Raw genomic sequence first — 24,748 nt, forward strand, 5'->3', positions numbered from 1 at the left:
TACAATAATTCAGAAAAAATGAAAAAACAGACGGAGGATATATAATTGAACCTTTTTGAAATCAAAAAAATATGGCAGGAAGCAGAGCCAACCCTTCGTGCGTTAGCTATTTATTCGTTGTTGAAGGATGGGAATTTTGAAGGAGAGTTATCACAGCATCCTGAACATGCGGTGGAGAACGATAAAATAATTTGATGAAATCAGCCTCATTGCCCAAAAGAAATGGGGGTATTTCATTAAAAAAATTGATTATCTTAACTAACTCATCAATTTTTATAGCCCTGTGACCATTTTCGTTCTTAAGAATGCTAGTTAAAGTTGATGGTAATACACCTAGGGTCGCGGCAAGTTCTTTTTTACTACCGCGGCCTTTGTTGTTTAACTTCTCAACAAGCCATAATCTTAACTGTTCCTGTATCATTATTTATCTTTTCTTCATTTTCTAAAAAATATCAACATCAAAAAAACTGAAAAAATAACTTGAGAAAATTCGTTTTATCTGAAATAATGATTGTTATGCAAAATCAATCGGCAGCTACACTTATTAAATATATGGGCGGCATAGACCGCGTTTCAATTATTTTGCGTTTAAAGAAGGGGGCAGTTTATCGCTTTACACATTCGAAAGAGAAAGGAGGATGCGGAGGATTTATCCCTGCTAAGCATCAAGTTCGCCTTCTCGAATACGCGCGGCGTAATGGCCTAGACCTGCGCCCTGATGACTTCTTTTATCCAGAACGGTTGCAAGCGCTTCTAGCACAGAGAGATAACGGTCAAGAAGCGAACTCCCCCCCTTGCGGTACGTCCGACCTACCGCAGGACGCCGCCCGCGCCCAGTCAAACCCCCGAGTGGGCGCGGGTGGCAATCATAACAACTATAGCGTGCATACATAAAGAGCACACCCAAAACAAAGGCACAGATAACCGCATTCCTAAAATGCAAAGCCTAAAGGAATATAACCATGCTACTAGGACTCATTTTCGCCGTCGTATCAGCAGTCTATCTAATTTCTATGGCTAGCGGTTACTACGCCCACCGCCTCGATAAGCGCATAATAGCCCAACAAAAAGAGGCCATAGAAGAGCTTACCAGTAAGCTCCTTGAAGCAGAAAACGCCCTAAACAAGCAAGAGTACATGATCAAAAACCTTAGCGGTTTTCTGAAAGGCGAACATCCTAATGTCCACCTTGTCCGCATTGGCATTAGCGTTGAAGACAATGACCAAATCGTAAGCGATGAAGATAGTTCATCAGAAGACACGCAAAGATGCATTAAGAAGAACGGGGATATTAAGGAAATGGATATTGTTACTACTCCGGCAACATTTACTATTGCTTTAACAATTTTTATAGCAGCTTGTTTATTTTATGTATGGTTTGGGTTTGATTTTCTTACGGATTTATTTCCACGCCTTGGGTGGTTCATCATTTCCCTCTGGGCTCTTTCTTACATAGTTACATCAGTTTTTGTTACCACTCAACCTACAAAAACATGCTGTTGTACAGCGCAATATGTAACAAATCCAAGCGAACAGACAAAAATAGAGTAGGGAATTAATATGATAGCTTTTGAAATTGCAATGGTAATATTTTTAATAACCAGTCTCATTTGTATGATAGCTGGAATAATATATTTCATACAAAAGCGCCGATATTTTGGCATTCTCCCTGCTTGTATTTGTATAATTTGCTTTTTTTTTATGGTCAAATTCCCCCCCGAAACGTCTATAGACAACTCAGCATGTACATCGCAATGATGACGCAACAACCGAGAAACTCTCAGTAGTTGAAAGGAAAGAACGATGAAAAAAGCCGTATTACTAAGATGCATTAGGGATATGTGAAATGGATATCATCATTGCGCTAGCCTCTTTGGCTGTAAACATCATTTTCATAGGCTTTGCAGTTTGGTTTTACCGCGTGTATGGCAATCCGCTTGATTTAGAAAAGTATAGACGTATCAATAGAGAGAATAAAGGGGTTATCCTTTATCAAAGTAAAGCTATTTCTGATCAGAATAGGACTATTGAGGACTTAAAAAAGTCTATTAACGACCTAAAAAAGCCTGAAGATGAAAAGCAAGAGGCCATACTAGAGCTAAGGAAAATCATTAAGGAAAAAGACAGCGTTATTAAGGAAAAGGACAGCGTTATTAAGGAAAATTCTAATAAAATATCCGACATGTCATTTATGCTACGGATGTTCGAGATAGATAGAACGCAACTTAGAGAAGAAGTAAAAGAGAAGAAAAACTACATTAAGTTTCTTAAGGGATATTCTTTGATATGAGAAATGGAAAAACAAGCAAGAAAATCTAGCTGAGAGAAAGGTGCATTCTATGACCACAATAGAAATAATATTTTCAATAGTATCTACAGCACTCCTCCTGCTTTGCCTTGGATTTTATTTCAACGCTTATGCTTTTAGGAAACTATCGCAAAAGCGCCAAGAGCGTTCTGAAAAAGAAATCGCGCGTATCATTAATTACCTAAAGGATATGCAAAGTCAGATTGATATAATTACTAGCCAACAGGAAGAGCTTATTAAGGATCCTAAAGGCCGAGACCTAGAACCATTTATAGAGTCTTCCGAAACAAAGCCTAATAAATATGATGAAGAAGGAACGGCACATGGGTACCGCGTACCTTTTGCATTCGAGCTTGATTTAGACTTTGCTCAAAAGCAAGGCTTCACGGAGGAAGGGGCTATATTAGAAGCCGAAAGGTTTCGTCAAGCTTTTGAAAACAGGTACTGTTACGGCGAAAAATTATATTACCAGAAACATCACTGGATCGTTGCGTGGAAAAATTGGGTTCGTCAAAGAAAAGCCTTTCGAGGAACCCATTAGATGAGAAAAGCTAGATTATAAGGTGCGCGAGACAATGACAGAAAGTATTTTATTCTCAATCATAGGCTTATCTCTGAGTTTATGTACTTGGATTTTCTTCATATCGCATAGAGATATTAAGCTTATAAATCAGATAACGATAGATATAGAACAAAATTCAGCAATCCTCAAAGAGGAAGAGATGACAACAGAAGATTTGATGAAAAAGTTTTCTGAAATAGAAAGAGATATTTTAACTGTGAAAAGAAAGTGATAAAAAATGTTCATGCCAACAATCCAATATTTTTTTTTTTTTGGTCGCTATTTCTACTATTATTTTATTTTATTATCAAAAAAAGAATAAAAAAAACAAAGTACACTTGTGCTAATATTTTATATAGAAAGAAATCCGGAATAAGAAGACAGTAGTCTTAAAAAGATTTATAAAATACAAGATAGAAGAAGCGAAAAGTGAACTAGAAAATCTAAAGGAATTGCAAGGATAGATTATTAACTTTATTTTATAGGAGGGATATCAAGACTATATTTTTTATATGTACCGTCTCATTATGATCATTGGCAGATGTATGATGTATATGAAGTGTAATCTTTGGCTCATTGTACGGCTCATTGCACAGGAAATGTAGATCAAGAATAGTATAATTAATGTGCTGTTTTTTAGGGCGTATATTGATGATTTTCAATAATACACAAGACTGTTCTAAAGCTTTTTTGCATGATCCATAGAAGCAAAGGTGTTTTTCCTCTGTCCTTTTTGCTGTAGGATTTTCACGCAAAATGGGATTAAGTTCCGTTCCAATAAACTCTAAATGGAGAACATAAGATTCATCATCATACATCTTTTCGATATATTCTTGTTCGTTTTCCATGAAAAGACTACCAATCTTATTGGTTAGACTTCTCATTTTATCTTTAAAGGACTCAAATGTGCATGCATTTTCTTTAAAAATTAATGGATTGTCATCGGATATAAAGATATCCTTGATGATTATACTGTTGTTGGAGTTATTTATTAATTTTAATGAAACTATGAGCTCCCGCGAAAAACTACCATCTTTATTGCTTAAGTCACATTCATTACTTTCTGGAAAATATGCATGTATTCGCTCTATTTCTAAGGGAAGTCCAAGATCAACTTTTCTTTTTTCCTCTAAATTCAAGCCAAGTTTTGCTAAAGAAATTATCGTGTTTTCTTCCAAGCTTTTGGCTTTATTTTTTTCTATTTCTAGAGCTTCTTTGTTTGTCTTATTTTTGTTCCATAAGTGGACAAATTTTATAATACGCCCAATAATCGTGATTATTATTCCCGCTATAGGGATAATCCAGACTAAGTTTTTGCTTATCCAATCCCACATCCGTAATTACCCCCCTTTGCGTTTTATTTATTCAATAGCAAAGCACTGTATTCGCGTTTTATGATTCTGCAACGGGGGTTGGCATGAGGACTATTCTATGCCTTGACCTTGGTAGCAAAATGGGCTGGGCGGCATTTTGCGGTAATGGATTTATACGCAAGCCGCAGGTACACAGCCTTGCTAAAGATGCTTTTTGCCAAGGCGCTATGACCAGCGGCTCTGTTACCTTTAAAAAAAGAACTTTTGACGGGGGCGGCGTACGCTTTTCTAAATTCCGCATATGGCTAAGTGATACCAAACACCGCTTTGAATGTGCTGGAAGTAGTCTTGATAAAATCTATTACGAAGAAGTGCGTCGCCACCTTGGAACAGATGCCGCCCATGTTTACGGCGGCTTTTTAGGCGTTCTCACCGCTTGGTGTGAACATCATCAGATTGACTATCAAGGCGTGCCCGTTGGTACCATTAAGAAGCACGCTACAGGCAAAGGCAATGCATCAAAAGATGATGTTTTAAATGCCATATGGGATAGAGGCCATCATCATCATCCAGAGGATGACAACGAGGCCGATGCCTTAGCCCTTTTATATTACGCTTTAGATCGAGAGGAGGAGGATATGGAGAGCTGATGCATATCTTGATTGATCTCACCACCGCTTTAGCAAACTCTGGAGCTAGCGCAGAGCAAATAGTTGCCGCGGTTCATGCTGTTTGCAATTACGAAAAAAAGGTACGCGAAGCAAAACGCTTGGCGCATCTTGAAGCACGCCGCTATAAGGCAATGTCACCTCTTTATATGGAGGTAGCCAATACAGACCATTTTCCCGATGTGGGAAAAGTGGTTTATGACTGTAACGAGTCTTCATATCAAGGCGAGGCAGAAGAAAAAAAGAAATCTGCTAATGCTCTTCGTCAGCAACGCTTTAAAGAACGTTTTAAAAAATGTTATGGGATAAATTATTCACGGCTTTATGACTGTAACACTAAAAGCGTTACCCAAGGCGTTACCCGCGTTACCCAAGGCGTTACCCACCCCACCGAAAGCGTTACCCAAAGCGTTACCCGCGTTACCCACCCTGCTGAAAGCGTTACCCAAGGCGTTACCCACCCCACCGAAAGCGTTACCCAAAGCGTTACCCGCGTTACCCACCCTGCTGAAAGCGTTACCCAAGGCGTTACCCCCCCCCGAAAGCGTTACCCAAAGCGTTACCCGCGTTACCCACCCTGCTGAAAGCGTTACCCAAGGCGTTACCCACCCCACCGAAAGCGTTACCCAAAGCGTTACCCGCGTTACCCACCCTGCTGAAAGCGTTACCCAAGGCGTTACCCACCCCACCGAAAGCGTTACCCAAAGCGTTACCCAAGGCGTTACCCACCCCACCGAAAGCGTTACCCAACAAAATTAAAAAAAAAAAAAAAAAAAGAAAATACCCCCCCACACCCCCCTAAAAAAAAAAAAAAAAAAAAAAACAAACCCTATACGCGCGTATACGCGCGAGGGATCCCGAAACAAATTTCAACACTCCCTTCGACAAACCTCGACCTCGCTACAACGGCTAGTGAGCCCATAGAGGCTATTCCACAGCCCCCCAAAACACCACAATCCTCAAGGGGTTGTCGCCTACCACCCGATTTTGAGCCCGATCTTAACTTCGCTAGACAGCAAGGCTTAACGGAGAAAAAATCTGCGTTGAAGTCGAAAAATTCCGTGACTATTGGGGCGCCAAGGCGGGGAAAGACGCCACAAAAGTTAACTGGCAAAGCACATGGCGTAATTGGATTAGAAGATCACAAGAATATTCCGCAAAAGGAGGCGGTAATGGAACCACAAATAACAACACCCGACAAAATTTTGGACAGCCCAATAACCATAATCAACAACAGCGCGGCTGGGGGCATCGCGTCGCGGAAAAAATGCTTAAGATCCCAACTACAGGAGATATGTACGCTTTTCTGTTCGAAAACACACCGCCAACCACCGTTTCTGTGGATGAAGGGGCAAAAGCCAACACCCCAAGAACAGCAGGAAATCTTATCGCTAACTAAGCAAGCTTTAAAAGAACTGGATAGGCCTGCTGATGCCAAGGACATTAGCCTTGCCTTTGCTCTGCTTAGCGCTGGTTTAAAAGTTTCAACCAATCAAGACGAAAATGCAACCGCTTTGGCTTATAAGAGGGCTCTTGAAGACATTGGCTATTGGGCTCTACAGAAGGCAACAGAAGACGTTTTGCGCGGTAAGGCAATAGGACTTTCAGCAACCTTCATGCCTGCTACTTCTGAGTTTGTTCTCTATTGCGGACAGCTTGAAAACAATTGCCGCGTATGATTGATTACATTCACAAAACTTTAAATAAAGGCGAGGCCAATGTTTAAAAAACAAAAGACCATTGTCGCCACCCTATCGGGCTATGCAAACCATAAAGCAGGCGTACAACAAGTGTTCTACAACCTCTACGAGGACAAATACGGGCGGCGTTTCATGCAACGCTTTGAAGGCAAAACCTATAATTACACACCCTTTGGTGCTGATTTTAGCGTTGCGGCCTATGTTGATGTTGGCTCCATGGCGGCTCTTTGCCACAAGCCGCTTTAGCAAAAAGCCAAGCCGAAGAAGCCGAAAACCTGCTTGATTTGGAAGAGATTACAGGCCTACAGCTATTTGAACAGAAGGAAACCACACAATGTCTAGCCTAAATAAAGTTATACTTATTGGCCATTTGGGCAGAGATCCAGAAATCAAAGCCATGCAAACGGGCGGGCAAGTGGCTCTATTCTCATTAGCGACTAGTGAACGCTGGAAGGATAAGAACACGGGTGAGAAGCGCGAAAAGACCGAATGGCATCGCATTGTGATTTTTGACGAAAACCTTGTCAATATTGCCGCCTCTTATCTAAAAAAGGGAAGCCATATCTACGTAGAAGGGCAATTACAAACCCGCAAATGGAAAGACCAAAGCGGTGTGGAACATTACACCACAGAAGTTGTTTTACAGAAATACCGCGGTGTTATCCAAATGCTGGGTCAAGCAGGTAATCAAGGTCAAGACACACAGCAAGTCACAAGCCAAAAGCCCCCAGCTGGTGCTAGCACCATGACCTATGGCCAACACAGAGGCCAAACACAGGCATCCTATCAAGCGCCATTATCCTACGATGATCAACTCAATGATGAAATACCGTTTTAGAGAGGCAAACGATTGCAAAAAACGCGTGCTTATCATTGATTAATATTTTAATATTTCATCCAAGGAAAGCGAAACAAAGATGATTGATCCTGCACTGTTCAATTTACCATGGTTGACATTGGTCACATTAGCCTCTGGCTATGCTGGGTATCATATTGCCAATAACGGCATACACATGGATGATAGAACCGCAAACATCTTCTTCCCATCCCTTTGCTTTGGCTTGATTGGTGCGAGTTTTTATAAAGCCGCCGTGTATTTTGGTATGGTTGAACCTTTTCCGGCTATCCCTGCATTTTTGGGGACAATTATTATAAGCGCGCTTTGGCGTAAATATGTTCGCCTATGGTTTTATAAAATACTACGTAAGCTGGTAGTCACTGCGACCACACCCCTTCTGCTTGGATCCAGTTTAGCGAAACTCTAAATACGCGTTCCTATGAACTGAATGTTGTTTTAAAAGACGATACTTGCCTCCTATCCAGGGATCTATATCGCTTTGAAGATCTTCCCAATGGCCCCTACGCTTTGGGAGCGACAGGAGACATTGTGCTTTATGTGACTGATGCGCATAATCCTTTGCAAGACGAGTGGAGAGAGTATGATGAGGTATTGAACGAAGAGTTTGGCGCTTATGCGACCTACATCCCTGCCGATCAAATCAAGCTGGTAAGCTTGAGAAGGATATGGGCTACCTCTTGCGCAACTTTGGGGAAAGACTAGGAGGCGCAGGAGGATTCTTGACATGATCGGATGGAACTGCTTTCTGCTGAACATCTAAACCTATTTTTCTGTCACCATTTAAATATGGATACATATTCAGACTTTTAGCTATTGTGGGATGTATATTGTTTTTTTCTTCTTCATGGAATCACCTTTTCTTTAAAATTATAGAAGAAGACTATTTCTATAGCTACTCAACATCACACAATATCTAAATAAAGAGTTTAATATTAAGAATTGGCAATTCCATGGAAAGCGTTAAAACTTATGACTCCCGAACCGTTGCCTATAAGTTTTTAGACCTTAAAGAAAAAGAGGACGGCGGCAGTTTAACGCTTACGCAAGTTTTAAAACTTGTATATATCGCGCATGGTTGGATGTTAGGCATTTATCACCACCCGTTGATTAAAGATCCTGTTCAAGCATGGACGTATGGCCCTGTTATACCGAATCTTTATGAAGCGATTAGGCGGTTTGGTAAATCAACGGTCAAGAAGGCCGCTTTAAAGACTGACGAGACATTAAATACAGAAGCAATTAAAATCATTGAATGGGTTTACAAACATTACGGGCATTTAAGTGACTATAAGCTCTCTGATATCACTCATGCAAAAGGCACCCCTTGGGAGCAAACCTATACAGGAGAATTTGGAACACCTATTAGTGATAAGTTGATTGAAACCTACTATCGTGGGTTATGGTGTGAGGCGAAATAAAGAAACTAAGTTTTTATTTATTTGAGAGATGCAAACGTATTAAGAGCGGGGAATTACCATGGAAAGCCTTTGGATTGGAGACCTTATGCAGCTATAACCGCCTCGCTTGACAAAAATCCTAAAACCGCTATGTTGAGAACAAGTGCCTAGAAAACACTTAAACCGTAAGCGGTTAAATAACCGAAATTATTTACCGTTCCGAACAATTCGACTTATTGTCATGCTTCTATGCATGTGCCTTATGTCGGGTGTAGTTACGCCATACAATACCCGCAAGGGGAAAGTGTAACGACGGACTTACGGCCGTGTTTTCTAGCACCCGACGCCTCTATAAGCGTCTCATAGAAAACGTTAATACCGTAGGAGTAAAACCATGACTGGTTCAGTGAACAATGCCAAAAAGGCAAAAAAAACTTCCCAAATAAAACAAGAGCTTTCGAAAGGCTTAGACGCATCAGTACTCACTATGTCTAGCCGCGAAATCGCAAAGCTGTGCGAGAAAGAGCACAAGAATGTTATTCGTGATATTCGTCAAATGTTTACTGAGCTCAAAATTGAGCCCAGTACATTTTTAGGCAAATATAAGGATAGCACTGGCCGAAAGCTGATTTGCTACTACCTTCCCAAGCGCGAATGCCTTATCCTTGTTTCAGGTTACAGCACAGTGTTGCGAGCAAAGATTGTCGACCGTTGGTTAGAGCTAGAACAAGCACATCAACCACAGCTACAATTGACGCAAGAAGATGATACCGTCTATCGCCTTCCAGAAGATCGCACAAAGATACCACTACGCATCAGAGATTGTATCGACAAACACGCCCAGCAATTAGCCGCACTATATCGGCTAGAAGCAGAGGCCTATTTGCTTAATCATGTTTACATGGGTGCTGTAGGCATATGGCGCGAGATATCCTTCTCAAAGGTCGAAGAGTCTACAGAAAGTCTACAGAAAGTCCTATGGCTAGATGTGATCAATAAAAAATTGGCCGAAATGCGCGCTACGCATTATTTCCTTTTTAAAGGACTAAGAGACATGCTAGCAAAAGACGTTCAGAAGCTGGAAGAGCTACACCTTTCAGCTCCTAACGAGCGCTTGCTGGTCGCTTAAACGTAAACAACTTCCCCCGTCTTTAGGCGGGGGATAGAAGTAGCTGAAGACCGTTATCTTTTTACCAAGTACGTTAAAAAAATATACTCTTTACAAGTATCAATATTGATACTATAATTAGCCTATGATGAATAGGATAGAAAAAACTTTAGAGGCAATGCGGATGCGTCCGCAAAATGTGGCGTTCAGCGATTTGTTCTTCATATGTGAGTACTTTTTTGGTGCGCCACGCAATAGCGGTTCTAGCCATTTTGTTTTTAAAATGCCTTGGCCGGGAGATCCGCGTGTAAATATACAGAAGGGATCAAATAATAAAGCTAAAGCCTATCAGTAAAACAAGCTTTAAAGGCGATAGAAAGGATTAACCATGGAAAATAAGCACTATACCTATAGGGTTATATGGTCATCGGAAGACAATGAGCATATCGGCTTGTGTGCAGAGTTCCCTTCCTTATCATGGTGCGCGACCAGCGCTGAGGAAGCTTTGTTAGGCATTATGAAACTGGTAGGCGAAGTACTTCAAGATATGCACGAACAGGAAGAAGAAGTTCCTACACCATTTTCTTTACAATCATTTAGTGGTAAGTTTCAATTGAGAATACCTCCAGAGCTACACCGTTCGCTTGCTATTCAGGCGGCAGAAAACCGTGTAAGTCTTAATCGCTACATTGCTTCTAAGCTATAGGTTTTGGCCTAGACATTGCTCTTTTGCATCAATATATAGTGTGTGCTATGTATTAATAGGTAATATATTGATATTATTAAGGAAAGGGAGCGAGGCATGGCAATTAAGAAGCGCAAGAAAGCGAGAGGTCGGCCACGGATTGAAGGCGTGGCTCGTGAACCTAGTGGACGGATATCGCGTTCAGGCCGTGGTTTTACACGTGTGGTGCTAATGATAATGAACCAATTGATTTACTAGCCCTAAGGATGCGTGCAAAGCATGCAGGCCTATCATTGGAAGATGCGAAGAACCCATTAGCGGCAACTTCTATTGGCCGTTTGCGTTTGCTAGGACGTGAGCAAGGGTTGAGTGAAGCGCAATACGACGCCGCCGAAAAGTATTTACAGGTGCGCAATAATTATCTTTGTGCAAAGGGTTTTGCTCATGGCTATTATGATAGACCACAAAGCCAAGACTTTACAGGAACTGTAGAAGAATGGGTTATCAAATGCACCAAACGGTGGCAAGATGCGCGGCTCGCTCTTAAAGAAGCGCAGTTTGATAACCCCGATGACAATCTATTCGCGGCTATTCAGTATATCGTTGAGGATGATATGGATGTATCACATTTGGTAGGTGCTCTTCGTTTAGCTCTCAACGCTTTGTCGCGCCATTTTTTACTTGACAAAAGCATGTCATAAATAGAAACTGACATTAGGTGCTGTGAAGATTTCGCCTAAATTTTGGTTCGACTTTGTAACGAACATTTTCACTTACCTTTCCCGACGATGCAGTGCATAGAGGTGATCCATGGCGTTCAGTAACGACGAGGCTGTCACTGTGCGCTTTGATCTAAAAGACGCCAATAACATGTTGGATGTCTTAGGTGAGACGCAATTACACAAAGTAGCAAGCGCCTCTATCAATAATACGCTTAGCAAGGCGCGTACCAAAACAATCACCATGATCCGCAAGAAAGCGGGTCTACCTGCCAAATACCGCAAGAACTATTTGAATGATAAGGTGAGGCGTTCAGCGAAAGCTACGCCCCAGCAACTCTATTCTAAGATGATTGTGCTCTATGGAGATATCCCGCTTAAGCTGTTTAAGCATGAGGAGCAAGCAAGCATCGGTATGCAGGTTGAACTGCTTGGTGGCAAGCAGATGTTTGCAGGCTATTTTGACCATGGCGGCACCTTCCCCAACCGTACGCCGCTAAAGCCTAAATTAAACAATCATGTATTCATGCGCGATCCAAGCAAGACTAAGCGTGTGCGCTTAGCTAATGGTAAGACAAAACTTGTGCCGCGTTTGATCAGGCCTCTAGGTGTTAATGCCGCATCAATTATGACCCGCGATGGTATGCAGGCTAAAGTAGCGCAGATGGTTAGCACGATGTTTCAAGAGACCATGCAGAAGAACATCAACAAGGCTCTGCTTAAGTGAAGTGGGTTTAATTTTCCAATAATTAGAAAAATATTCTAATATTGCCAAGGTACTTCCCGCGGGGGGGGCATAGGCGGGTCGATGCGCAGCGCGATATTTTTCTAGCGTCAGGGATTTTTAAATCACTTAACTTGTTAACTCATTGAAACAAAATACAATTATTTGACGCTAATTTTGTTGGGATTATCGTAGCTATTTTGCAAAGCATTTCTATGCGGCTTTGGAGATTTTTTACAAAAATGTCAGAGCTAGAATTAGAAAATAATTCCAATGTAAAAGAGCGACGCGCCCTATTCTCTAAGCGTCTAGGGGTTAGCAAGGCCTATATAACCCAACTTGTAAAGAAGGGTTTGCCCACAAGCGATGATGGTCAATTCATCCTCGTTGATGAAGCTTTAGCATGGATTAAAGCCAACATTGCGCCCGCCTATAAAAAGAGTAAAGTCGGTGAAGTTGTTAACCTTGATCTTAACGAAGTTAAGTCGCGCTTAACTCTTGCCCAAGCAGAGAAGGTAGAATTTGAACTTAAGGTCAAGAAGCAGGACTATGTGCCGATAGATTATGCTAAGCGGCAGGCATTTGTATTTGCCCGTAGCTGTCGTGATATGCTGATGTTGTTTCCAAGCCGCCACAGTGGTGATATTGCCAGCGCGTTAGAGTGTGACCATAACAAGGTTGCCATAGTTTTAGAACAGCATATGCGCGATGCTTTGATAGAGCTTGATACGATTCCTATGCCTGATTTTGCAAAAGTCGACGAAGAAGAGGAAAGCGACAATGTTCAGAACACCAGTGAATATGAAGCAACAGAATGAGGCTCTGACCAAAATTTGCAAAGCCCTTCAGGAAGGGATAATGCCTGACCCCATAGGCCTGCGTCCCAGAGGTGATGGGGTTGAACATGAGCATAAACAAGGATTACCAAGCCCGAAACCTCGTTAAGCTTTGGGCAGCCTTTAAAGAAGGGTTTCGCTCTGACCCCGCCTATACGGTGTCTCAATGGGCGGACGTCCATCGTTATTTGTCGACACAAGCAAGTGCAGAAGCTGGCCTATGGCGGACATCAAGAACGCCTTATCTGCGCGAGATCATGGACAATCTGTCGAGCTATTCAAGCATTGAGACGACGGTTGTTATGAAGGGCGCGCAAATTGGTATGTCAGAAGCGGCGCTAAACTTCTGCGGTTATGCCATACACCATTCGCCTGGCCCCATTCTGTATGTGATGCCTACGGTAGATATGGCAAAGAAGCTCTCAAAGATGCGTGTTGAGCATATGATACGCAACAGCAAGGCTTTGTCAGAGCGCATTGCCCCACCACGCGCGCGCGATAGCGGCAATACGCTGTTTATGAAGGAGTTTGCAGGCGGTTCATTAAACTTGACGGGTGCTAATTCAGCGGTGGGCTTGCGCTCTATGTCTATTCGTTATTTGGTGCTTGATGAGGTTGATGGGTATCCGTTTAATGTTGATGATGAAGGCGATCCCATTACCCTTGCTTGCTCTTCGTCGTACGGCAAGCTACCCGCGGCGTAAAGTATTTATGCTCTCAACGCCAGCAAGCCTTGAGACCAGCCGTATTAAAGCCGAATTCGAGAAGGGTGATCAGCGTTATTATAACGTTGCCTGTAAAGAGTGTCATGAGCTACAACCTATTACGTGGGCACAGATCCGCTGGCCTGAAGACAAGCCTGAGGAGGCCCACTTTTTTTGCGCCCATTGTGGTGCTATTCATGAGGAACATCACAAAGCGGCGTTGCTGAGCGAAGCCAATGGCGCGCGTTGGGTAGCAACCAAACAGAGCCGCTATAACAACTTTCGCTCCTATCACCTATCGGCGCTTTATTCGCCATGGTTTACGTGGGGCGAATGCGCACGCGCATTTCTAGAGGCCAAGGACCCTGCCAAACTACAATCCTTTGTCAATACTGTATTGGGCGAACCTTGGGAAGAGTATGATGCTGGGGGAACGGATGCTAGCGCGCTTTACGCTTTGCGCGAAGAATACCCACTCTTACCGCCGCAGGTGGCCATTCTAACCTGTGGTGTTGATGTGCAACCTGATCGCTTGGAGTTGGAGCTTGTTGGCTGGGGGCGTGATGAAGAGAGCTGGAACATTGATTATAAAATCTTTTTGGGCGACCCATCGGCAGCAGAGGTTTGGCACCATCTAGATACGTATCTTAGTAGGCGTTGGCCCCATCCTGCTTTAGACAATGGTCTGCTGATCCATGCGACGTGTGTTGATACGGGGGGCTCAAATACGCAAGCGGTGTATGATTATGTGCGACCGCGTCAAGGCCATAATATATGGGGCATTAAAGGGAGTAGTAATAGTACGTCTACCGTGTGGCCCAAACGACCAACCCACAACAATAATGGAAAGATCAATCTTTATGTCATTGGTGTGAGCGCCGCTAAAGATATGGTTATGGCGCGTCTTAAAAGGACGGGGCCTGATGCTGTTGGCTATGGTGCCTGCCACTTCCATATCGAGCGTGACTTAGAATACTTCCAGCAATTAACAGCAGAGCGCAAAAAGACAAAATATAGCAAGGGTCAACCAAAGATAGACTGGGTAAAGGCCAATAATGCCCGCAATGAGGCATTGGATTGCCGCGTCTATGCCTATGCGGCGCTATGCGGCTTATCGGCGATGGGGATATCCTTAGAGCAACAAGCGCAAGCTTTAGAACAGAAGATGATAGAGCGCGCCTATCCTTTGATAAGGACGAAGTTCTTGCCCCGCCAGCACCACCTATACGGCGGCGGCCGCGTATGATGAGAAGTTCGTATATGCTATGAACGAGGTTTGATATGCAAGACATAGAGGCGCGGTTAAAGCGGCTAAGACAGCAGCGTGATGCGCTGGCAGAAGGCCTTTATTCTGCCGCCCAATCTATACGCCATGGCGACAAGCAGATCTATAACCGCTCGGTGAGCGAGAATAAGCTATCATTGGCGGCTTTGGATGCAGAAATCGCCCAATTAGAAGGCCGCCCGAAAGCGCGCCTCTTTTATATCGCGGCAGGCCGAGGTTATTAATGGCAGGTATTATTAAGCGGATGGCCAACGCCTTTCAGGTGATGGTTGGCAGTGGACCCTATTTTGATGCGGCAAGCCGTAGCCGCCGCTTACGTGGCTTTATCCCCACAAAGACTCACATTAATAGGGCGATCCAAGCCGAAGGCCAAACCGTTCTTGCTCGCTCCCGTAGCCTTTATGATAATAATAGCATCTATGGTGCGGCGGTTGATGAATGGGTATCAGCGGCGGTCAATGATGGGATTAAGCCTGTACCACGCATCAAAGGCTTTGAAGCCCAAAAGCGCGCATTAGAGAATTTGTGGTGGCAGTGGGTTGATGAGGCTGATTATGAGGGGGTTAGTGATTTTTACGGGATGCAGGCCACCATTGCCCGCGAAGTGTTTCTTGCGGGTGAAGTCTTTGTGCGCTTGCGCCCTGTTCCGCTAGACGCGTGTAGCGCTGTTCCGCTCAAGCTAGAAATCTATCCTGCAGAGCTATTGGATGTAACCTATGATGGCCCCGCAGAAATACCTGGGCATCATATCCGCATGGGCATTGAATTTAATGCATTTGGTGATCGCATTGCCTACCATTTTTTCCGCTATCATCCCTATGACATAGTACCCAATGGAAGGCTTGCAGAGGGAATGCAAGAGCGGGTACGCATAGAAGCCCCCCCTATATCATCCATATTAAAACGCCGACAAGCCCAACAATTGCGCGGCACACCAAAGATCACCCGCAGTATGGTGCAATTGTTTCAATTGGCCGCTTATGATGATGCTGAGCTTGATCGCAAAAAGACCACAGCGCTTTTTACCGCTTTTATTTTAGGTGGTGAGAGTAATCCGCTCACCCCAGATGTACAAGCGGAGCGCACTATGAATACAGCCTCCCTAGCCGGTGGTGAAGGAGACACCATTGAACTGGCTCCAGGCTTGGTTACGGTATTAGAGAATGGCCAAGATATTCGCTTTTCTGCGCCCGCCGAGGTGGGCGGCTCTTATGAACCGTTTCAATACCGCAATTTGTTAAAAATCTGCGCTGGTCTGAACATGCCCTATTCAACGGTGAGCGGCGATGTGACGCGGGGCAATTTCTCCAATGTGCGCACATCCATTATTCAGTTTCGTCGCCATATTAGGCAATGGCGAGCCAATGTCATGGCCTTTCAATTAAACCGCATCGTGTGGAAGCGCTTTGTGGAAATGGCTGTATTGGTGGGTGCCATAGACTTACCCGACTATGATCACAATCCCTTACCTTGGTTGCAATCAGAGAGCCATGCCGCGCAATTGGAAATGGTCGATCCGTTAAAGGACATCGCCGCCGAGAAGGAAGAAATCCGTGCGGGTCTAAAAAGCTTAACGCAAGCCTTAAATGAGCGTGGCTATAGTCGCGATGATATTTACACAGAGATTGAAGAAGAGCGAAGCGAAGCACTAAGGCGTGGTCTGCATTTTGATACTGAGACCCCAGCCCCCACAACCGTCCTGCTTGATGATGATAGCAATGACGAAGATAAACAAAACGCTCTCATATCTGAGAATGCGGCCTAAAGCGATAGGGTATCAGATGGACTTTGTGCATTGTCTTGCGCGGCTCTATAACCGCCCGCATATGATTACCCCAGAAAAGCTAGACACAATCTTGAGCGCGCTTTCGCCGCGCCTTACAGGGCAAATCGGTGCCTTTATCAAGAATAGTGATGAGACACGCTTGCCTGAAGCACATCAAGTAGTGGACGGCATCGCTATTCTTCCTGTTCATGGCACTTTGGTGCGCCGTGGCGGCTTTATGGCCGCACAATCGGGGCTAACCTCTTATGATGGCTTGCGGGCAAGCTTTATAGAAGCGGTGAGCGCACCGGATGTGCGCGCTGTTTTACTTGATATTGATAGCTATGGCGGTGAAGCGGGCGGCGTCTTTGATCTTGTGGAGGAGTGGCGTGCTTTATCGCGTAGCTATCAAAAACCTATTTGGGCGCATGCTAATGAAATGGCCTGTTCAGCCGCCTATGCCATCAGTTGTGCGGCTGAGCAAATATGGCTAAGCCGGACAAGTGATGTGGGCTCTATCGGGGTGGTAACAGCCCATATGGATCAATCTAAGGCGGATGCAAAAGAAGGGCTGCGCTGGACTTACATATTTGCGGGGGAAAATAAAGTAGATGGCAATCCGCATGAACCCTTAAGCGATGGCGCACGGGCTAAAATCCAAGAGGATTGCGATACGCTCTATCATATGTTTGTCGATCTGGTGGCAAAGGCGCGCAAATGTTCACGCCAGCAGATCATTGATACACGTGCCGACACATTTTTAGGACAAGAGGCACTCACACAGGGCTTGGCTGATCGTCTTGGAACATTTGATACAGCTTTACAACAACTCATAGAGACCACAAAAACGCAAGAAGGACAAAACGTATGGCTTACCGAAACTACCGCCTCGAGCAAAATGATGACGATGCAATCGAAAAAAAAAAAAAACGCAAAGACACCCTGCCTGATGAAGAAGAAGACGACGAGGACGACACAGGTGATGAAGAACAAGACGACGATGAAGAACGCGACTCCGGCGAAAGCACCGATCCAGAAGATGACGAAGAAGAAGACAAGAAAGACAAGCCGCAAGGCCGCCCTAGCAAGGCTGGGATAAAGCACGAGCGCCAGCGCTGTGCCCGCTTGCTTGCAATAGAGAAACAAGCGCAGAGCCTTGGAGCACGCTTTAACGCTCAAGCGGCTATCGATAAGCGGCTGAGCGTAGAACAAGCCCAACAGCATGTTCTAGACGCCTTAGTAGAAGCTAGCTGCAGTAAAACAATCTCTCCTTATGCAAACACAAGTGCGGGCGAGATCAGCCAATCAAAGAAACTCAGCATCTGGAAATGGAAAAAAGGGAAAGTGTAGAATGGCAAATGTTCTTTATGAAGGGCGCCGCACGGGCGCCTATCTCATTAGCGACGATATCCACCTTTCCCGTGAAAGCGTCACCTTTGCCGCGGGAGATCAAGTAGAGGCAGGCACGGTGATGGCCAAGCTTGTTGGCAATGGCCAGTATGTGCCGCTAAACCCAACGGCAACCGATGGTAGCGAAGTAGCAAGCGCTATTGCCTATGACAATGTTGAGCCTTCATCCACACCGCGGCGCGCTGTTGTTACGCTACGGCAAACGGCGGTCAAAGCATCGGAGAGCTAATTTGGCCAAAAAAAATAACAACAGAGCAACGTCAAAAAGCCATAGATGCCTTGGCGTTAGCAACCATCATTTTACGCTAAAGGACAAAGCCCCATGCAAATAGATATCTTTAATGATGATGCCTTTTCGGCAATAAACATGACCAAAGCACTGGATTATTATGATTTTAAGCCAGATCTCATTGGCTCTCTTAAGCTGTTTGATGATGTGCCTATTTCCACAACCCATGTGGCCATTGAACGACGCAATAACCAATTGCAAATCATTCGTACATCAGAGCGCGGTGCACCACTGGAAGAAGCGGGACGCGAGCGCCGCGATATCCGTGCATTTAGAACGGTGCGTCTTGCCAAGGGCAATACTTTGTCTGCCTCTGAAATCCAAAACGTACGGGCTTTTGGCAGTGAGAGCGAATTAGAAACCGCCATTGAATATATATCGCGCGCTCAAGATCGCCTAACAAGCGATATGGAAGTAACCCTTGAAAGCCATATGTTTGGTGCAATCCAAGGGGTTGTTCTTGATGCTGATGGCTCGGTGATTATTGATTGGTTTAAGGAATGGGGTATCACCCCTCCCCAAGATATTAACTTTGCTTTGGATAGCGAAACAACGCAAGTTGAGCGCATTTGTCGTGAGATTATTCGGACAATGCAACGGGCTTCAAAAGGGGCTTATCGTTTAGGCTCTAGTGTCATAGGGCTTTGTGGCGATAAGTTTTTTGATGATCTCACCAACCATAAAACCGTGCGTGAAACGTTTCTCAATACCCAAAATGCCCAAACCCTTAACCGCTCTTTTGGAGCGGCGACCGCATCGGTACTACAAAGCGGTTCTTTTGCAAGTTTTGACTATGGTGGCATCCGCTTTATCAACTATCGTGGCGTTGATGATTATGACGATAAAGCACAAGCAGGTACAAAACGTGCTTTAGGGATTAGACCTAATGAATGCCAATTTGTGCCCGTTAATACACCTGGGGTGTTCCAACAGGCCTTCTCGCCTTGTGAGAGCTTTGCCTTTGCTAATACCATCGGCCGCCCCCTTTACTCAATGCTCATCCGCGACATAGCGCGTGATTTTTGGGTGCGACCTGAAGTCTATAGCTACCCCCTCTTTATCTGTACACGCCCCGAAATGCTCATCAAAGGCGTGACAAAGAAATAAACCATTAGAGCTAGCGGTAAATAGCGCGGCGATTACCAACGCGTAAAACAACAATGGTAAGAGTTTTATCCTCTATATTAGCAATAATACGGTAATCGCCGATACGGTATTTCCAGAACTCGCCCAAACGATTCCCCCTTAATGCCTCGCCTATGCTACGGGGGTTATCAAGGGGTGCTATGCGCTCATGAAGAACTGTTAAAATCCGCTGTGCTACTTGTTTATCAAGCTTTTTTAACTCTCGCACAGCCGCGGGAACGAATTCAATGGCCCATGTCATAATCAGCCAAAACATCTTTTAGAGGTATTGCCTTGCTTTTACCTGAGCGTAATTCCGTCATCCTTTGTTCAGCTAGATAAAGGTCTTCGAGATCATCAATATAATTATTTAGAGCTTCTCGTAGATAAAAAGACTTACTACGCCCCGTTTGCTTCGCTAATTGGGAGAGCCTTTGTTCTAAGTCTTCGGGTAATCGCACTGCTAGCATGAACGTTCTCTCTCCATAATTAGTGCCCTTGTCATACATGTATAACATAGTACTACAACAAAGGCAATTAAACAAAACGCTTTAGGATGAACAATGGATAGGTTGCAAGTATTGTCTGCGCTTGGGCTGGATAACATTTCTGCTGAGACTGGTGCTCAAGAGATTATCGGGCTTGAGGTAAAAGACGATGTCATTCGCCCTATTGAGCGGGGGGTGTTGCACGCGCAAGTAGCTTCTGTGCAAGAGAAGACGCGCTCTATCATCATCCATGGTTTTGTACGCGAGGCCTTGATTACCTTAGACCCATTGCAAGATGGGTCTAAGCTTTCTGCTCAAGAGATTGATAAGGTCTTATTGACAAAGGCCAAAGCGGCCATTCCTGCCCTTATCGAAAACATGGACCTAATCTTTGAGATCTTTCGCTTTGGTGCCATGCAAGGCGTAGTTTATGACGTGAATGGCAGTGTATTGGTTGATTGGTTTGATGTTTTTGGCATTAAGCGGCCAGAGCCTATCCAATTTAACCTTGATGATAGTGACACAGACATTGCAAGTCTTTGTAGCCATGTGATAGAGGCGATGAAACGCGCCTGCCATGGTGCCTTCCCCACAAATGGAAGTGCCCTTGCCCTATGTGGAGAGGCATTTTACGATGCGCTTATCCAGCACCCACAGGTACAGGCTCAGGCCATTGAGGGCGGCTTTACCTATGGTGGTATTACATTCATGGATTATCATGGCGTTAGTGATTATGAGGGACGTGCGCGCTTTGGCATACCCGATGCAATCGGTATGAAGTCCAATGAATGTCAATTCATCCCGCAAGGGATGGGAGGCTTTTTTACGAGATCTTCACGCGCAACGACGCGGTAGAAGGCGCTCATGATAGCGTGCTTGAGATGTATACAGAGGTTTTCATGGGTGATGCGCAAACCCCGTGGATACGGCCGCGTATTTCTAGCAATGGTTTGTTTATTTGTGCTCAGCCGCAAATGTTATTGCGCGGCATTGGATTTTCTAAGGCGCCAGAAACAGCTAAAGCCAAGCCACCTGCATCAAAAAATGTAAAAGGCTTTTTTAAAGGCCTTGGTGTGTTTGAAACGCGCCTATGCAATGCCCCTTTTGTTGATATCCATGATGGAGACAACATAATAAAAATTATTCCCCTTGATCGGCTTGGTGCACAGAGCAATAGCAGGCTTAATCATGATTGAGAACTGGAACGCTAACCTTAAGGCCATGAATGATGTCTTATGTGAGACCTTTGGCAGGGCTCTAACCTATACACGCAAAACTACGGGCGAAGTTTTTAGCATAAGCGCCATTTATGATGAGACCTATGCGCAAGACCCCGTCTATGGCACAACAGATTTTACCAATCCTATTAAAATGCTTGATATTCGCCTTAGCGATATAGGCGGTGCCCCCAAACAAGGTGATAGGGTTGTTTTGGATCAGGAGACCTTCATCATTAGTGATGTGATCACCTCGACCAGCGGTATGATGAAAGTGGCTTTAGTAGAAGACCACGCCTGATAGGAAGCGCTATAATATGAGCACCCATCGCCTACTTATTCGCAACACGATTATTGACCTGCTTAAGGCTGGAAACACCATAGCTGGCAAGAATGTGTTTGCGCAACGGGCGTTTGCGCTTAACAAAGATATATTCCCTGCTCTACTTGTTTACACATTAGGTGAGGATTTAGACCTTGAGCAAGTGCAAGACTACGGTATGCGGCGGCGTACCCTGCATATAGCGATTGAATGTTGCATAGCGGGCTATGAGCAGGAAGATGATATGGATCGTTTGACATGGGATGTCGAAACCATTCTCTCTAAGCGCCTAATCTTAATAGATTGGTAGAAAGCTGCTTATTGACCCAATGGGAGTATCATGGGGGCGCAAAAGGAACGACACTTGCCCTTTGGGCGACCCTTTATTACGACATCATCTATTGCACCCATATGGCGCCAAGCGATGAAGCGGTAGTGGTGCACAGCGTGCGCTATAGCTATGAGCCCGATACGGGGCTTTCGCACCGCAATGATTATCAAGAGGCTTTATAGATGTATAGCGAGTTGTATCGTCGTCTCATTGATTTAGAGCGGCGCGTTGCTGGTTTAGTGGTGGTTGGTAGTGTATCACAAGCCAATCATGAGAATGGGCGCTACCGTGTTAAAAGTGGTGACCTTGAGACCGATTGGTTGCCCGATATACAGCCGCGTGCGGGCAAGACCCGCCAATGGAGCGGGCGTGATGTGGGCGAGCAAGTTGTTATGGCGTGTCCAAGCGGTGATTTGGCGCAAGGGGTGATTGTAGGGGCGCTTGCGACCGAGACTACTCAAGCGGCCGATAAAGGCAACCTACACCGCACCGTTTATCCTGATGGAAGCCAAATAGAGTATGATGATGAACGCCATAGCTATACAATGACCATTGCGGACAAAGGCACATTTGATGTGTCTATTAGCAGTGGTGGCGGCTTTAGCCTTGCCATTGAGGGCGGCGCTAAGATCAGCGCTAAGGATGGCGTGCTAGAGATTTACGCGCCGCGTGGCATTATGCTTACTACCGATGAAACGATCGGGATTAATGCACAAGCTATGCAAACAAAACTGCCCAAAGGCATTAGCATTAAAACTGATGGTGATTTGGGGATAGAAGCACAAAATGTAACCACCAAAGCCGCAAATCAAATGCGCCTACAAGCAGGTGGTGTCGCCATTCAATCAGGCACGCTTAGCCATAATGGTAGCAATATTGGGCAAAGCCACGTGCATGGTGGCGTTGCGGTCGGTGGCTCTATCACTACCTCAGCGCAATAGAGAGATAGTATGAGCGATCCTGTATTGTTTCTTCTAGTCTGGCAGATATGGGCTATATTAGCTTGTGGATACGTTGGGTATCATATTGCCAATAACGGCATACACACGGATGATAGAACCGCAAACATCTTCTTTCCATCCCTTTGCTTTGGCTTGATTGGTGCGAGTTTTTATAAAGCCGCCGTGTATTTTGGTATGGCTGAACCTTTTCCGGCTATCCCTGCGTTTTTTGGGACAATTATTATAAGCGCGCTTTGGCGTAAATATTTTCGCCTATGGTTTTATAAAATATTACGTAAGTTGGATATTAGTCACTGCGACCACACCCCTTCTGCTTGGATCCAGTTTAGCGAAACTCTAAATGCGCGTCCTCAGGAAATTAATGTTGTTTTGAAAGATGATACTACCCTTGTATCAAGAGGTCTTCATCGTTTTGTAAACCTTCCTAACGGTCCCTATGCTTTGGGGGCGACAGGCGACGTAGTGCTTTATATTACGCATTCAATGGCCCCTGCCCAAGAAGACTGGATAGAATATGAAGATGTTTTACACAAAGAAGCAGGTGCTTACGCGACTTACATTCCTGCTGATCAGATCAAAATGGTAAGCTTGAGAAGAACGTGCGCGACTTCTTAGAATTCCCAGCGCAATAGAGAGATATTATGTTGATTGGCATGGATAGAGAGAGTGGAAAGCCGCTTTCTGGTATGGATCATCTGCGGCAATCGCTGATTGATATTTTAATGACTGCTAAAGGAAGCCGTGTGATGCGTCGCGCCTATGGTAGCGATGTAGCGCGCTTACTTGACCAGCCAGTGAATGCATTTTTTGCTGTGGATCTGTATATGGCTGTAGCCCAAGCGCTTAAAGAATATGAGCCGCGTTTAAAGCTGAACACGATCTCTTATACTATGCCCCAAGCGGGCTGTGTTGAGATCAGTTTTGACGGGCTTTACATGCCAAGCGGCAAGCCTATTAAAATGGAAGGGCTGGTTTTACAATGAGCCAAAACGCCTATTTCCATACATTAGACTTAACGCAAATTCCTGCCCCTGACTTTGTTGAAGAGGTCTCTTATGAAGCCATTCGCCAAGCTGCCATTGCTAAGTTAAAAGCGTTAGAGCCAAATTATAGTGTGCTTGAGAGCGATCCCGCAATTAAGGTGATTGAAGCCTTTTGCTATCGGGAGTTTTTATTGCGCCAACGCATTAACGATGCGGCACGCGCTAATAATATTGTGAGCGCGCGCGGACATGACCTTGATGTTATGGGTGCTTTTGCCAATGTTATGCGCCTTGATAGAGAGACGGACGCGCGCTTTCGCTCGCGCATTCAGCAAGCACTAAGCGGCCTTTCAACCGCTGGTCCAAGACGGGCTTATTTGTTCCACACGATGAGCGTTTCAACAGCGATTGTGCATGCTAATGTTGATAGTCAGAACTTAGGTGAGGTGAACATTAGCCTTCTTGCTTATGAAGATGTGAAGGATGGTACAGAAGAAAAAACGGTGATCGGGCGTGCTTTATTTGCTCAACCAGAGCAAAGCGCGTTTACACGTATCCTTTGCCGCCCCGATCATGAGATTTTAAAGATGGTGCGTGCGCGTTTAAACCAAGAGGATTTACGCCCTTTAACCGATCATGTTGTGGTATCTATGGCGGTTCCAAAGCCTTATTCTATTGCCGCCAAGCTTACAATTTATCCCGGTCCCGACCAAGGCGTTGTGAAAGAGCAATCCCTAAAGCGCTTAAAAGCCTATTTGCAAGAGGTGCAAAAGGTTGGTTATAGCGCAACGCGTTCTGGCCTTATTGCCGCTCTAACAAGCACAGGCATTCAAAATGTGGTGCTTGAAGCGCCAAGCGTTGATCAGCTTTGTAAGAGTTTCGAAATCGCTGTAGCCACAGATATCGCGGTGGAGATTGACCATGTCAGCGTTTAGTTCGCTTCTGCCGGCAAGGTCAACAGCCTTTGAGCGCAATCTAGAACAAGCAAC

General features: G+C 44.7%; 40 protein-coding genes. 36 read left to right on the forward strand and 4 right to left on the reverse strand.

What is annotated here, in order from left to right:
• Positions 1-106: 106 nt before the first annotated feature.
• The gene (locus tag ACK28X_RS03840; RefSeq protein ID WP_412057152.1) at positions 107-421 is read right to left on the reverse strand and encodes a helix-turn-helix domain-containing protein; all 315 of its coding nucleotides are present in this window, start codon (positions 419-421) and stop codon (positions 107-109) included.
• An 86-nt stretch (positions 422-507) separates the two neighbouring features.
• Here ACK28X_RS03840 and ACK28X_RS03845 point away from each other — a divergent pair, with 86 nt between their 5' ends.
• From ACK28X_RS03845 to ACK28X_RS03865, 5 genes are all read left to right on the forward strand, one after another.
• Complete coding sequence (locus ACK28X_RS03845) at positions 508-894, forward strand: hypothetical protein (protein ID WP_412057153.1); 387 nt, start codon at positions 508-510, stop codon at positions 892-894.
• Between the two features lie 119 nt (positions 895-1,013).
• On the forward strand, positions 1,014-1,550 hold the full coding sequence (locus ACK28X_RS03850; protein ID WP_412057154.1) for a hypothetical protein: 537 nt from the start codon (positions 1,014-1,016) through the stop codon (positions 1,548-1,550).
• A 295-nt stretch (positions 1,551-1,845) separates the two neighbouring features.
• Complete coding sequence (locus ACK28X_RS03855; RefSeq protein ID WP_412057090.1) at positions 1,846-2,289, forward strand: hypothetical protein; 444 nt, start codon at positions 1,846-1,848, stop codon at positions 2,287-2,289.
• A gap of 49 nt (positions 2,290-2,338) precedes the next feature.
• Positions 2,339-2,848 carry a hypothetical protein gene (locus tag ACK28X_RS03860; RefSeq protein ID WP_412057091.1) on the forward strand — a complete coding sequence of 170 codons (510 nt, stop codon included), beginning with the start codon at positions 2,339-2,341 and terminating at the stop codon, positions 2,846-2,848.
• Positions 2,849-2,882: 34 nt separating this feature from the next.
• Positions 2,883-3,101, forward strand: a complete 219-nt coding sequence (locus ACK28X_RS03865) for a hypothetical protein (RefSeq protein ID WP_412057092.1) — start codon at positions 2,883-2,885, stop codon at positions 3,099-3,101.
• 247 nt (positions 3,102-3,348) lie between these two features.
• On the opposite strand, the gene ACK28X_RS03870 is transcribed toward ACK28X_RS03865, so the two are convergent.
• Positions 3,349-4,203: a hypothetical protein gene (locus ACK28X_RS03870; protein ID WP_412057155.1), complete on the reverse strand. Its 855-nt coding sequence runs from the start codon at positions 4,201-4,203 to the stop codon at positions 3,349-3,351.
• An 83-nt stretch (positions 4,204-4,286) separates the two neighbouring features.
• Here ACK28X_RS03870 and ACK28X_RS03875 point away from each other — a divergent pair, with 83 nt between their 5' ends.
• The 22 genes from ACK28X_RS03875 (at position 4,287) to ACK28X_RS03980 (ending at position 19,438) form a co-directional block, all read left to right on the forward strand.
• Positions 4,287-4,832 carry a hypothetical protein gene (locus ACK28X_RS03875; protein ID WP_412057156.1) on the forward strand — a complete coding sequence of 182 codons (546 nt, stop codon included), beginning with the start codon at positions 4,287-4,289 and terminating at the stop codon, positions 4,830-4,832.
• Positions 4,832-5,434 (forward strand): hypothetical protein, encoded by a 603-nt coding sequence (locus ACK28X_RS03880; protein ID WP_412057157.1) that lies wholly within the window; start codon positions 4,832-4,834, stop codon positions 5,432-5,434. The genes ACK28X_RS03875 and ACK28X_RS03880 overlap by 1 nt, the downstream gene beginning before the upstream one ends.
• A 588-nt stretch (positions 5,435-6,022) precedes the next feature.
• A complete protein-coding gene (locus tag ACK28X_RS03885; RefSeq protein WP_412057158.1) occupies positions 6,023-6,529 on the forward strand; it encodes a hypothetical protein in 507 nt (168 codons plus the stop codon).
• Between the two features lie 39 nt (positions 6,530-6,568).
• A complete protein-coding gene (locus ACK28X_RS03890; protein ID WP_412057159.1) occupies positions 6,569-6,796 on the forward strand; it encodes a hypothetical protein in 228 nt (75 codons plus the stop codon).
• Between the two features lie 88 nt (positions 6,797-6,884).
• A complete protein-coding gene (gene ssb, locus ACK28X_RS03895) occupies positions 6,885-7,388 on the forward strand; it encodes a single-stranded DNA-binding protein (RefSeq protein WP_412057081.1) in 504 nt (167 codons plus the stop codon).
• Between the two features lie 79 nt (positions 7,389-7,467).
• Complete coding sequence (locus tag ACK28X_RS03900) at positions 7,468-7,815, forward strand: hypothetical protein (protein ID WP_412057160.1); 348 nt, start codon at positions 7,468-7,470, stop codon at positions 7,813-7,815.
• Between the two features lie 122 nt (positions 7,816-7,937).
• On the forward strand, positions 7,938-8,111 hold the full coding sequence (locus ACK28X_RS03905) for a hypothetical protein (RefSeq protein WP_412057161.1): 174 nt from the start codon (positions 7,938-7,940) through the stop codon (positions 8,109-8,111).
• Positions 8,112-8,359: 248 nt separating this feature from the next.
• Positions 8,360-8,827, forward strand: a complete 468-nt coding sequence (locus tag ACK28X_RS03910; protein WP_412057083.1) for a Panacea domain-containing protein — start codon at positions 8,360-8,362, stop codon at positions 8,825-8,827.
• Positions 8,828-9,200: 373 nt separating this feature from the next.
• Positions 9,201-9,935, forward strand: coding sequence for a Rha family transcriptional regulator (locus ACK28X_RS03915; protein ID WP_412057162.1), 735 nt, complete (start codon positions 9,201-9,203; stop codon positions 9,933-9,935).
• A 367-nt stretch (positions 9,936-10,302) separates the two neighbouring features.
• Entirely contained in the window at positions 10,303-10,620 is a 318-nt protein-coding gene (locus ACK28X_RS03920; RefSeq protein WP_412057163.1) for a type II toxin-antitoxin system HicB family antitoxin, read from the forward strand.
• Between the two features lie 96 nt (positions 10,621-10,716).
• Positions 10,717-10,857: a hypothetical protein gene (locus ACK28X_RS03925; protein WP_412057164.1), complete on the forward strand. Its 141-nt coding sequence runs from the start codon at positions 10,717-10,719 to the stop codon at positions 10,855-10,857.
• Positions 10,858-10,865: 8 nt separating this feature from the next.
• Positions 10,866-11,300, forward strand: coding sequence for a hypothetical protein (locus ACK28X_RS03930; protein WP_412057165.1), 435 nt, complete (start codon positions 10,866-10,868; stop codon positions 11,298-11,300).
• Between the two features lie 109 nt (positions 11,301-11,409).
• Positions 11,410-12,045 (forward strand): hypothetical protein, encoded by a 636-nt coding sequence (locus ACK28X_RS03935; RefSeq protein ID WP_412057099.1) that lies wholly within the window; start codon positions 11,410-11,412, stop codon positions 12,043-12,045.
• Between the two features lie 239 nt (positions 12,046-12,284).
• Positions 12,285-12,860 carry a hypothetical protein gene (locus ACK28X_RS03940; RefSeq protein ID WP_412057166.1) on the forward strand — a complete coding sequence of 192 codons (576 nt, stop codon included), beginning with the start codon at positions 12,285-12,287 and terminating at the stop codon, positions 12,858-12,860.
• Positions 12,861-12,946: 86 nt separating this feature from the next.
• Entirely contained in the window at positions 12,947-13,582 is a 636-nt protein-coding gene (locus ACK28X_RS03945; protein ID WP_412057167.1) for a phage terminase large subunit family protein, read from the forward strand.
• Positions 13,497-14,828, forward strand: coding sequence for a terminase gpA endonuclease subunit (locus tag ACK28X_RS03950; RefSeq protein ID WP_412057168.1), 1,332 nt, complete (start codon positions 13,497-13,499; stop codon positions 14,826-14,828). Before ACK28X_RS03945 ends, ACK28X_RS03950 begins: the two co-directional genes overlap by 86 nt.
• Positions 14,829-14,863: 35 nt before the next feature.
• On the forward strand, positions 14,864-15,091 hold the full coding sequence (locus ACK28X_RS03955; protein WP_412057169.1) for a phage head-tail joining protein: 228 nt from the start codon (positions 14,864-14,866) through the stop codon (positions 15,089-15,091).
• Positions 15,091-16,632: a phage portal protein gene (locus tag ACK28X_RS03960; RefSeq protein WP_412057170.1), complete on the forward strand. Its 1,542-nt coding sequence runs from the start codon at positions 15,091-15,093 to the stop codon at positions 16,630-16,632. The genes ACK28X_RS03955 and ACK28X_RS03960 overlap by 1 nt, the downstream gene beginning before the upstream one ends.
• Before the next feature lie 16 nt (positions 16,633-16,648).
• The gene (locus ACK28X_RS03965; RefSeq protein WP_412057171.1) at positions 16,649-17,731 is read left to right on the forward strand and encodes a S49 family peptidase; all 1,083 of its coding nucleotides are present in this window, start codon (positions 16,649-16,651) and stop codon (positions 17,729-17,731) included.
• 26 nt (positions 17,732-17,757) lie between these two features.
• Positions 17,758-17,982 (forward strand): hypothetical protein, encoded by a 225-nt coding sequence (locus tag ACK28X_RS03970; RefSeq protein WP_412057172.1) that lies wholly within the window; start codon positions 17,758-17,760, stop codon positions 17,980-17,982.
• 1 nt (position 17,983) lies between these two features.
• Positions 17,984-18,271: a head decoration protein gene (locus tag ACK28X_RS03975; protein WP_412057173.1), complete on the forward strand. Its 288-nt coding sequence runs from the start codon at positions 17,984-17,986 to the stop codon at positions 18,269-18,271.
• Between the two features lie 93 nt (positions 18,272-18,364).
• Complete coding sequence (locus ACK28X_RS03980) at positions 18,365-19,438, forward strand: major capsid protein (RefSeq protein ID WP_412057174.1); 1,074 nt, start codon at positions 18,365-18,367, stop codon at positions 19,436-19,438.
• A gap of 10 nt (positions 19,439-19,448) precedes the next feature.
• Here the strand turns inward: ACK28X_RS03980 and ACK28X_RS03985 are convergent, their stop codons facing one another.
• Both ACK28X_RS03985 and ACK28X_RS03990 read right to left on the reverse strand, forming a co-directional pair.
• Positions 19,449-19,733 (reverse strand): type II toxin-antitoxin system RelE family toxin, encoded by a 285-nt coding sequence (locus tag ACK28X_RS03985; RefSeq protein WP_412057175.1) that lies wholly within the window; start codon positions 19,731-19,733, stop codon positions 19,449-19,451.
• Positions 19,702-19,926, reverse strand: a complete 225-nt coding sequence (locus ACK28X_RS03990; protein WP_412057176.1) for a DUF6290 family protein — start codon at positions 19,924-19,926, stop codon at positions 19,702-19,704. Before ACK28X_RS03990 ends, ACK28X_RS03985 begins: the two co-directional genes overlap by 32 nt.
• A 93-nt stretch (positions 19,927-20,019) precedes the next feature.
• On the opposite strand from ACK28X_RS03990, the gene ACK28X_RS03995 reads away from it, so the two are divergent.
• The 9 genes from ACK28X_RS03995 to ACK28X_RS04035 are packed head-to-tail and all read left to right on the forward strand — an operon-like array spanning position 20,020 to position 24,694.
• A complete protein-coding gene (locus tag ACK28X_RS03995) occupies positions 20,020-20,799 on the forward strand; it encodes a major capsid protein (RefSeq protein WP_412057177.1) in 780 nt (259 codons plus the stop codon).
• Positions 20,800-20,825: 26 nt separating this feature from the next.
• The gene (locus ACK28X_RS04000) at positions 20,826-21,140 is read left to right on the forward strand and encodes a hypothetical protein (RefSeq protein WP_412057178.1); all 315 of its coding nucleotides are present in this window, start codon (positions 20,826-20,828) and stop codon (positions 21,138-21,140) included.
• Positions 21,133-21,462 carry a hypothetical protein gene (locus ACK28X_RS04005; RefSeq protein WP_412057109.1) on the forward strand — a complete coding sequence of 110 codons (330 nt, stop codon included), beginning with the start codon at positions 21,133-21,135 and terminating at the stop codon, positions 21,460-21,462. Before ACK28X_RS04000 ends, ACK28X_RS04005 begins: the two co-directional genes overlap by 8 nt.
• A gap of 16 nt (positions 21,463-21,478) precedes the next feature.
• On the forward strand, positions 21,479-21,793 hold the full coding sequence (locus ACK28X_RS04010) for a hypothetical protein (protein WP_412057179.1): 315 nt from the start codon (positions 21,479-21,481) through the stop codon (positions 21,791-21,793).
• Positions 21,787-21,996, forward strand: coding sequence for a hypothetical protein (locus tag ACK28X_RS04015; protein ID WP_412057180.1), 210 nt, complete (start codon positions 21,787-21,789; stop codon positions 21,994-21,996). Before ACK28X_RS04010 ends, ACK28X_RS04015 begins: the two co-directional genes overlap by 7 nt.
• Positions 21,997-22,755, forward strand: a complete 759-nt coding sequence (locus ACK28X_RS04020) for a phage baseplate assembly protein V (protein WP_412057181.1) — start codon at positions 21,997-21,999, stop codon at positions 22,753-22,755. It abuts the gene before it with no gap.
• A 9-nt stretch (positions 22,756-22,764) separates the two neighbouring features.
• A complete protein-coding gene (locus ACK28X_RS04025; protein ID WP_412057182.1) occupies positions 22,765-23,391 on the forward strand; it encodes a hypothetical protein in 627 nt (208 codons plus the stop codon).
• A gap of 38 nt (positions 23,392-23,429) precedes the next feature.
• Complete coding sequence (locus tag ACK28X_RS04030) at positions 23,430-23,759, forward strand: GPW/gp25 family protein (RefSeq protein WP_412057183.1); 330 nt, start codon at positions 23,430-23,432, stop codon at positions 23,757-23,759.
• Positions 23,756-24,694 carry a baseplate J/gp47 family protein gene (locus tag ACK28X_RS04035; RefSeq protein WP_412057184.1) on the forward strand — a complete coding sequence of 313 codons (939 nt, stop codon included), beginning with the start codon at positions 23,756-23,758 and terminating at the stop codon, positions 24,692-24,694. Before ACK28X_RS04030 ends, ACK28X_RS04035 begins: the two co-directional genes overlap by 4 nt.
• Positions 24,695-24,748 lie beyond the last annotated feature (54 nt).

The organism is Bartonella sp. DGB2 (assembly GCF_046843095.1).
In the GTDB taxonomy this organism is placed as follows: domain Bacteria; phylum Pseudomonadota; class Alphaproteobacteria; order Rhizobiales; family Rhizobiaceae; genus Bartonella.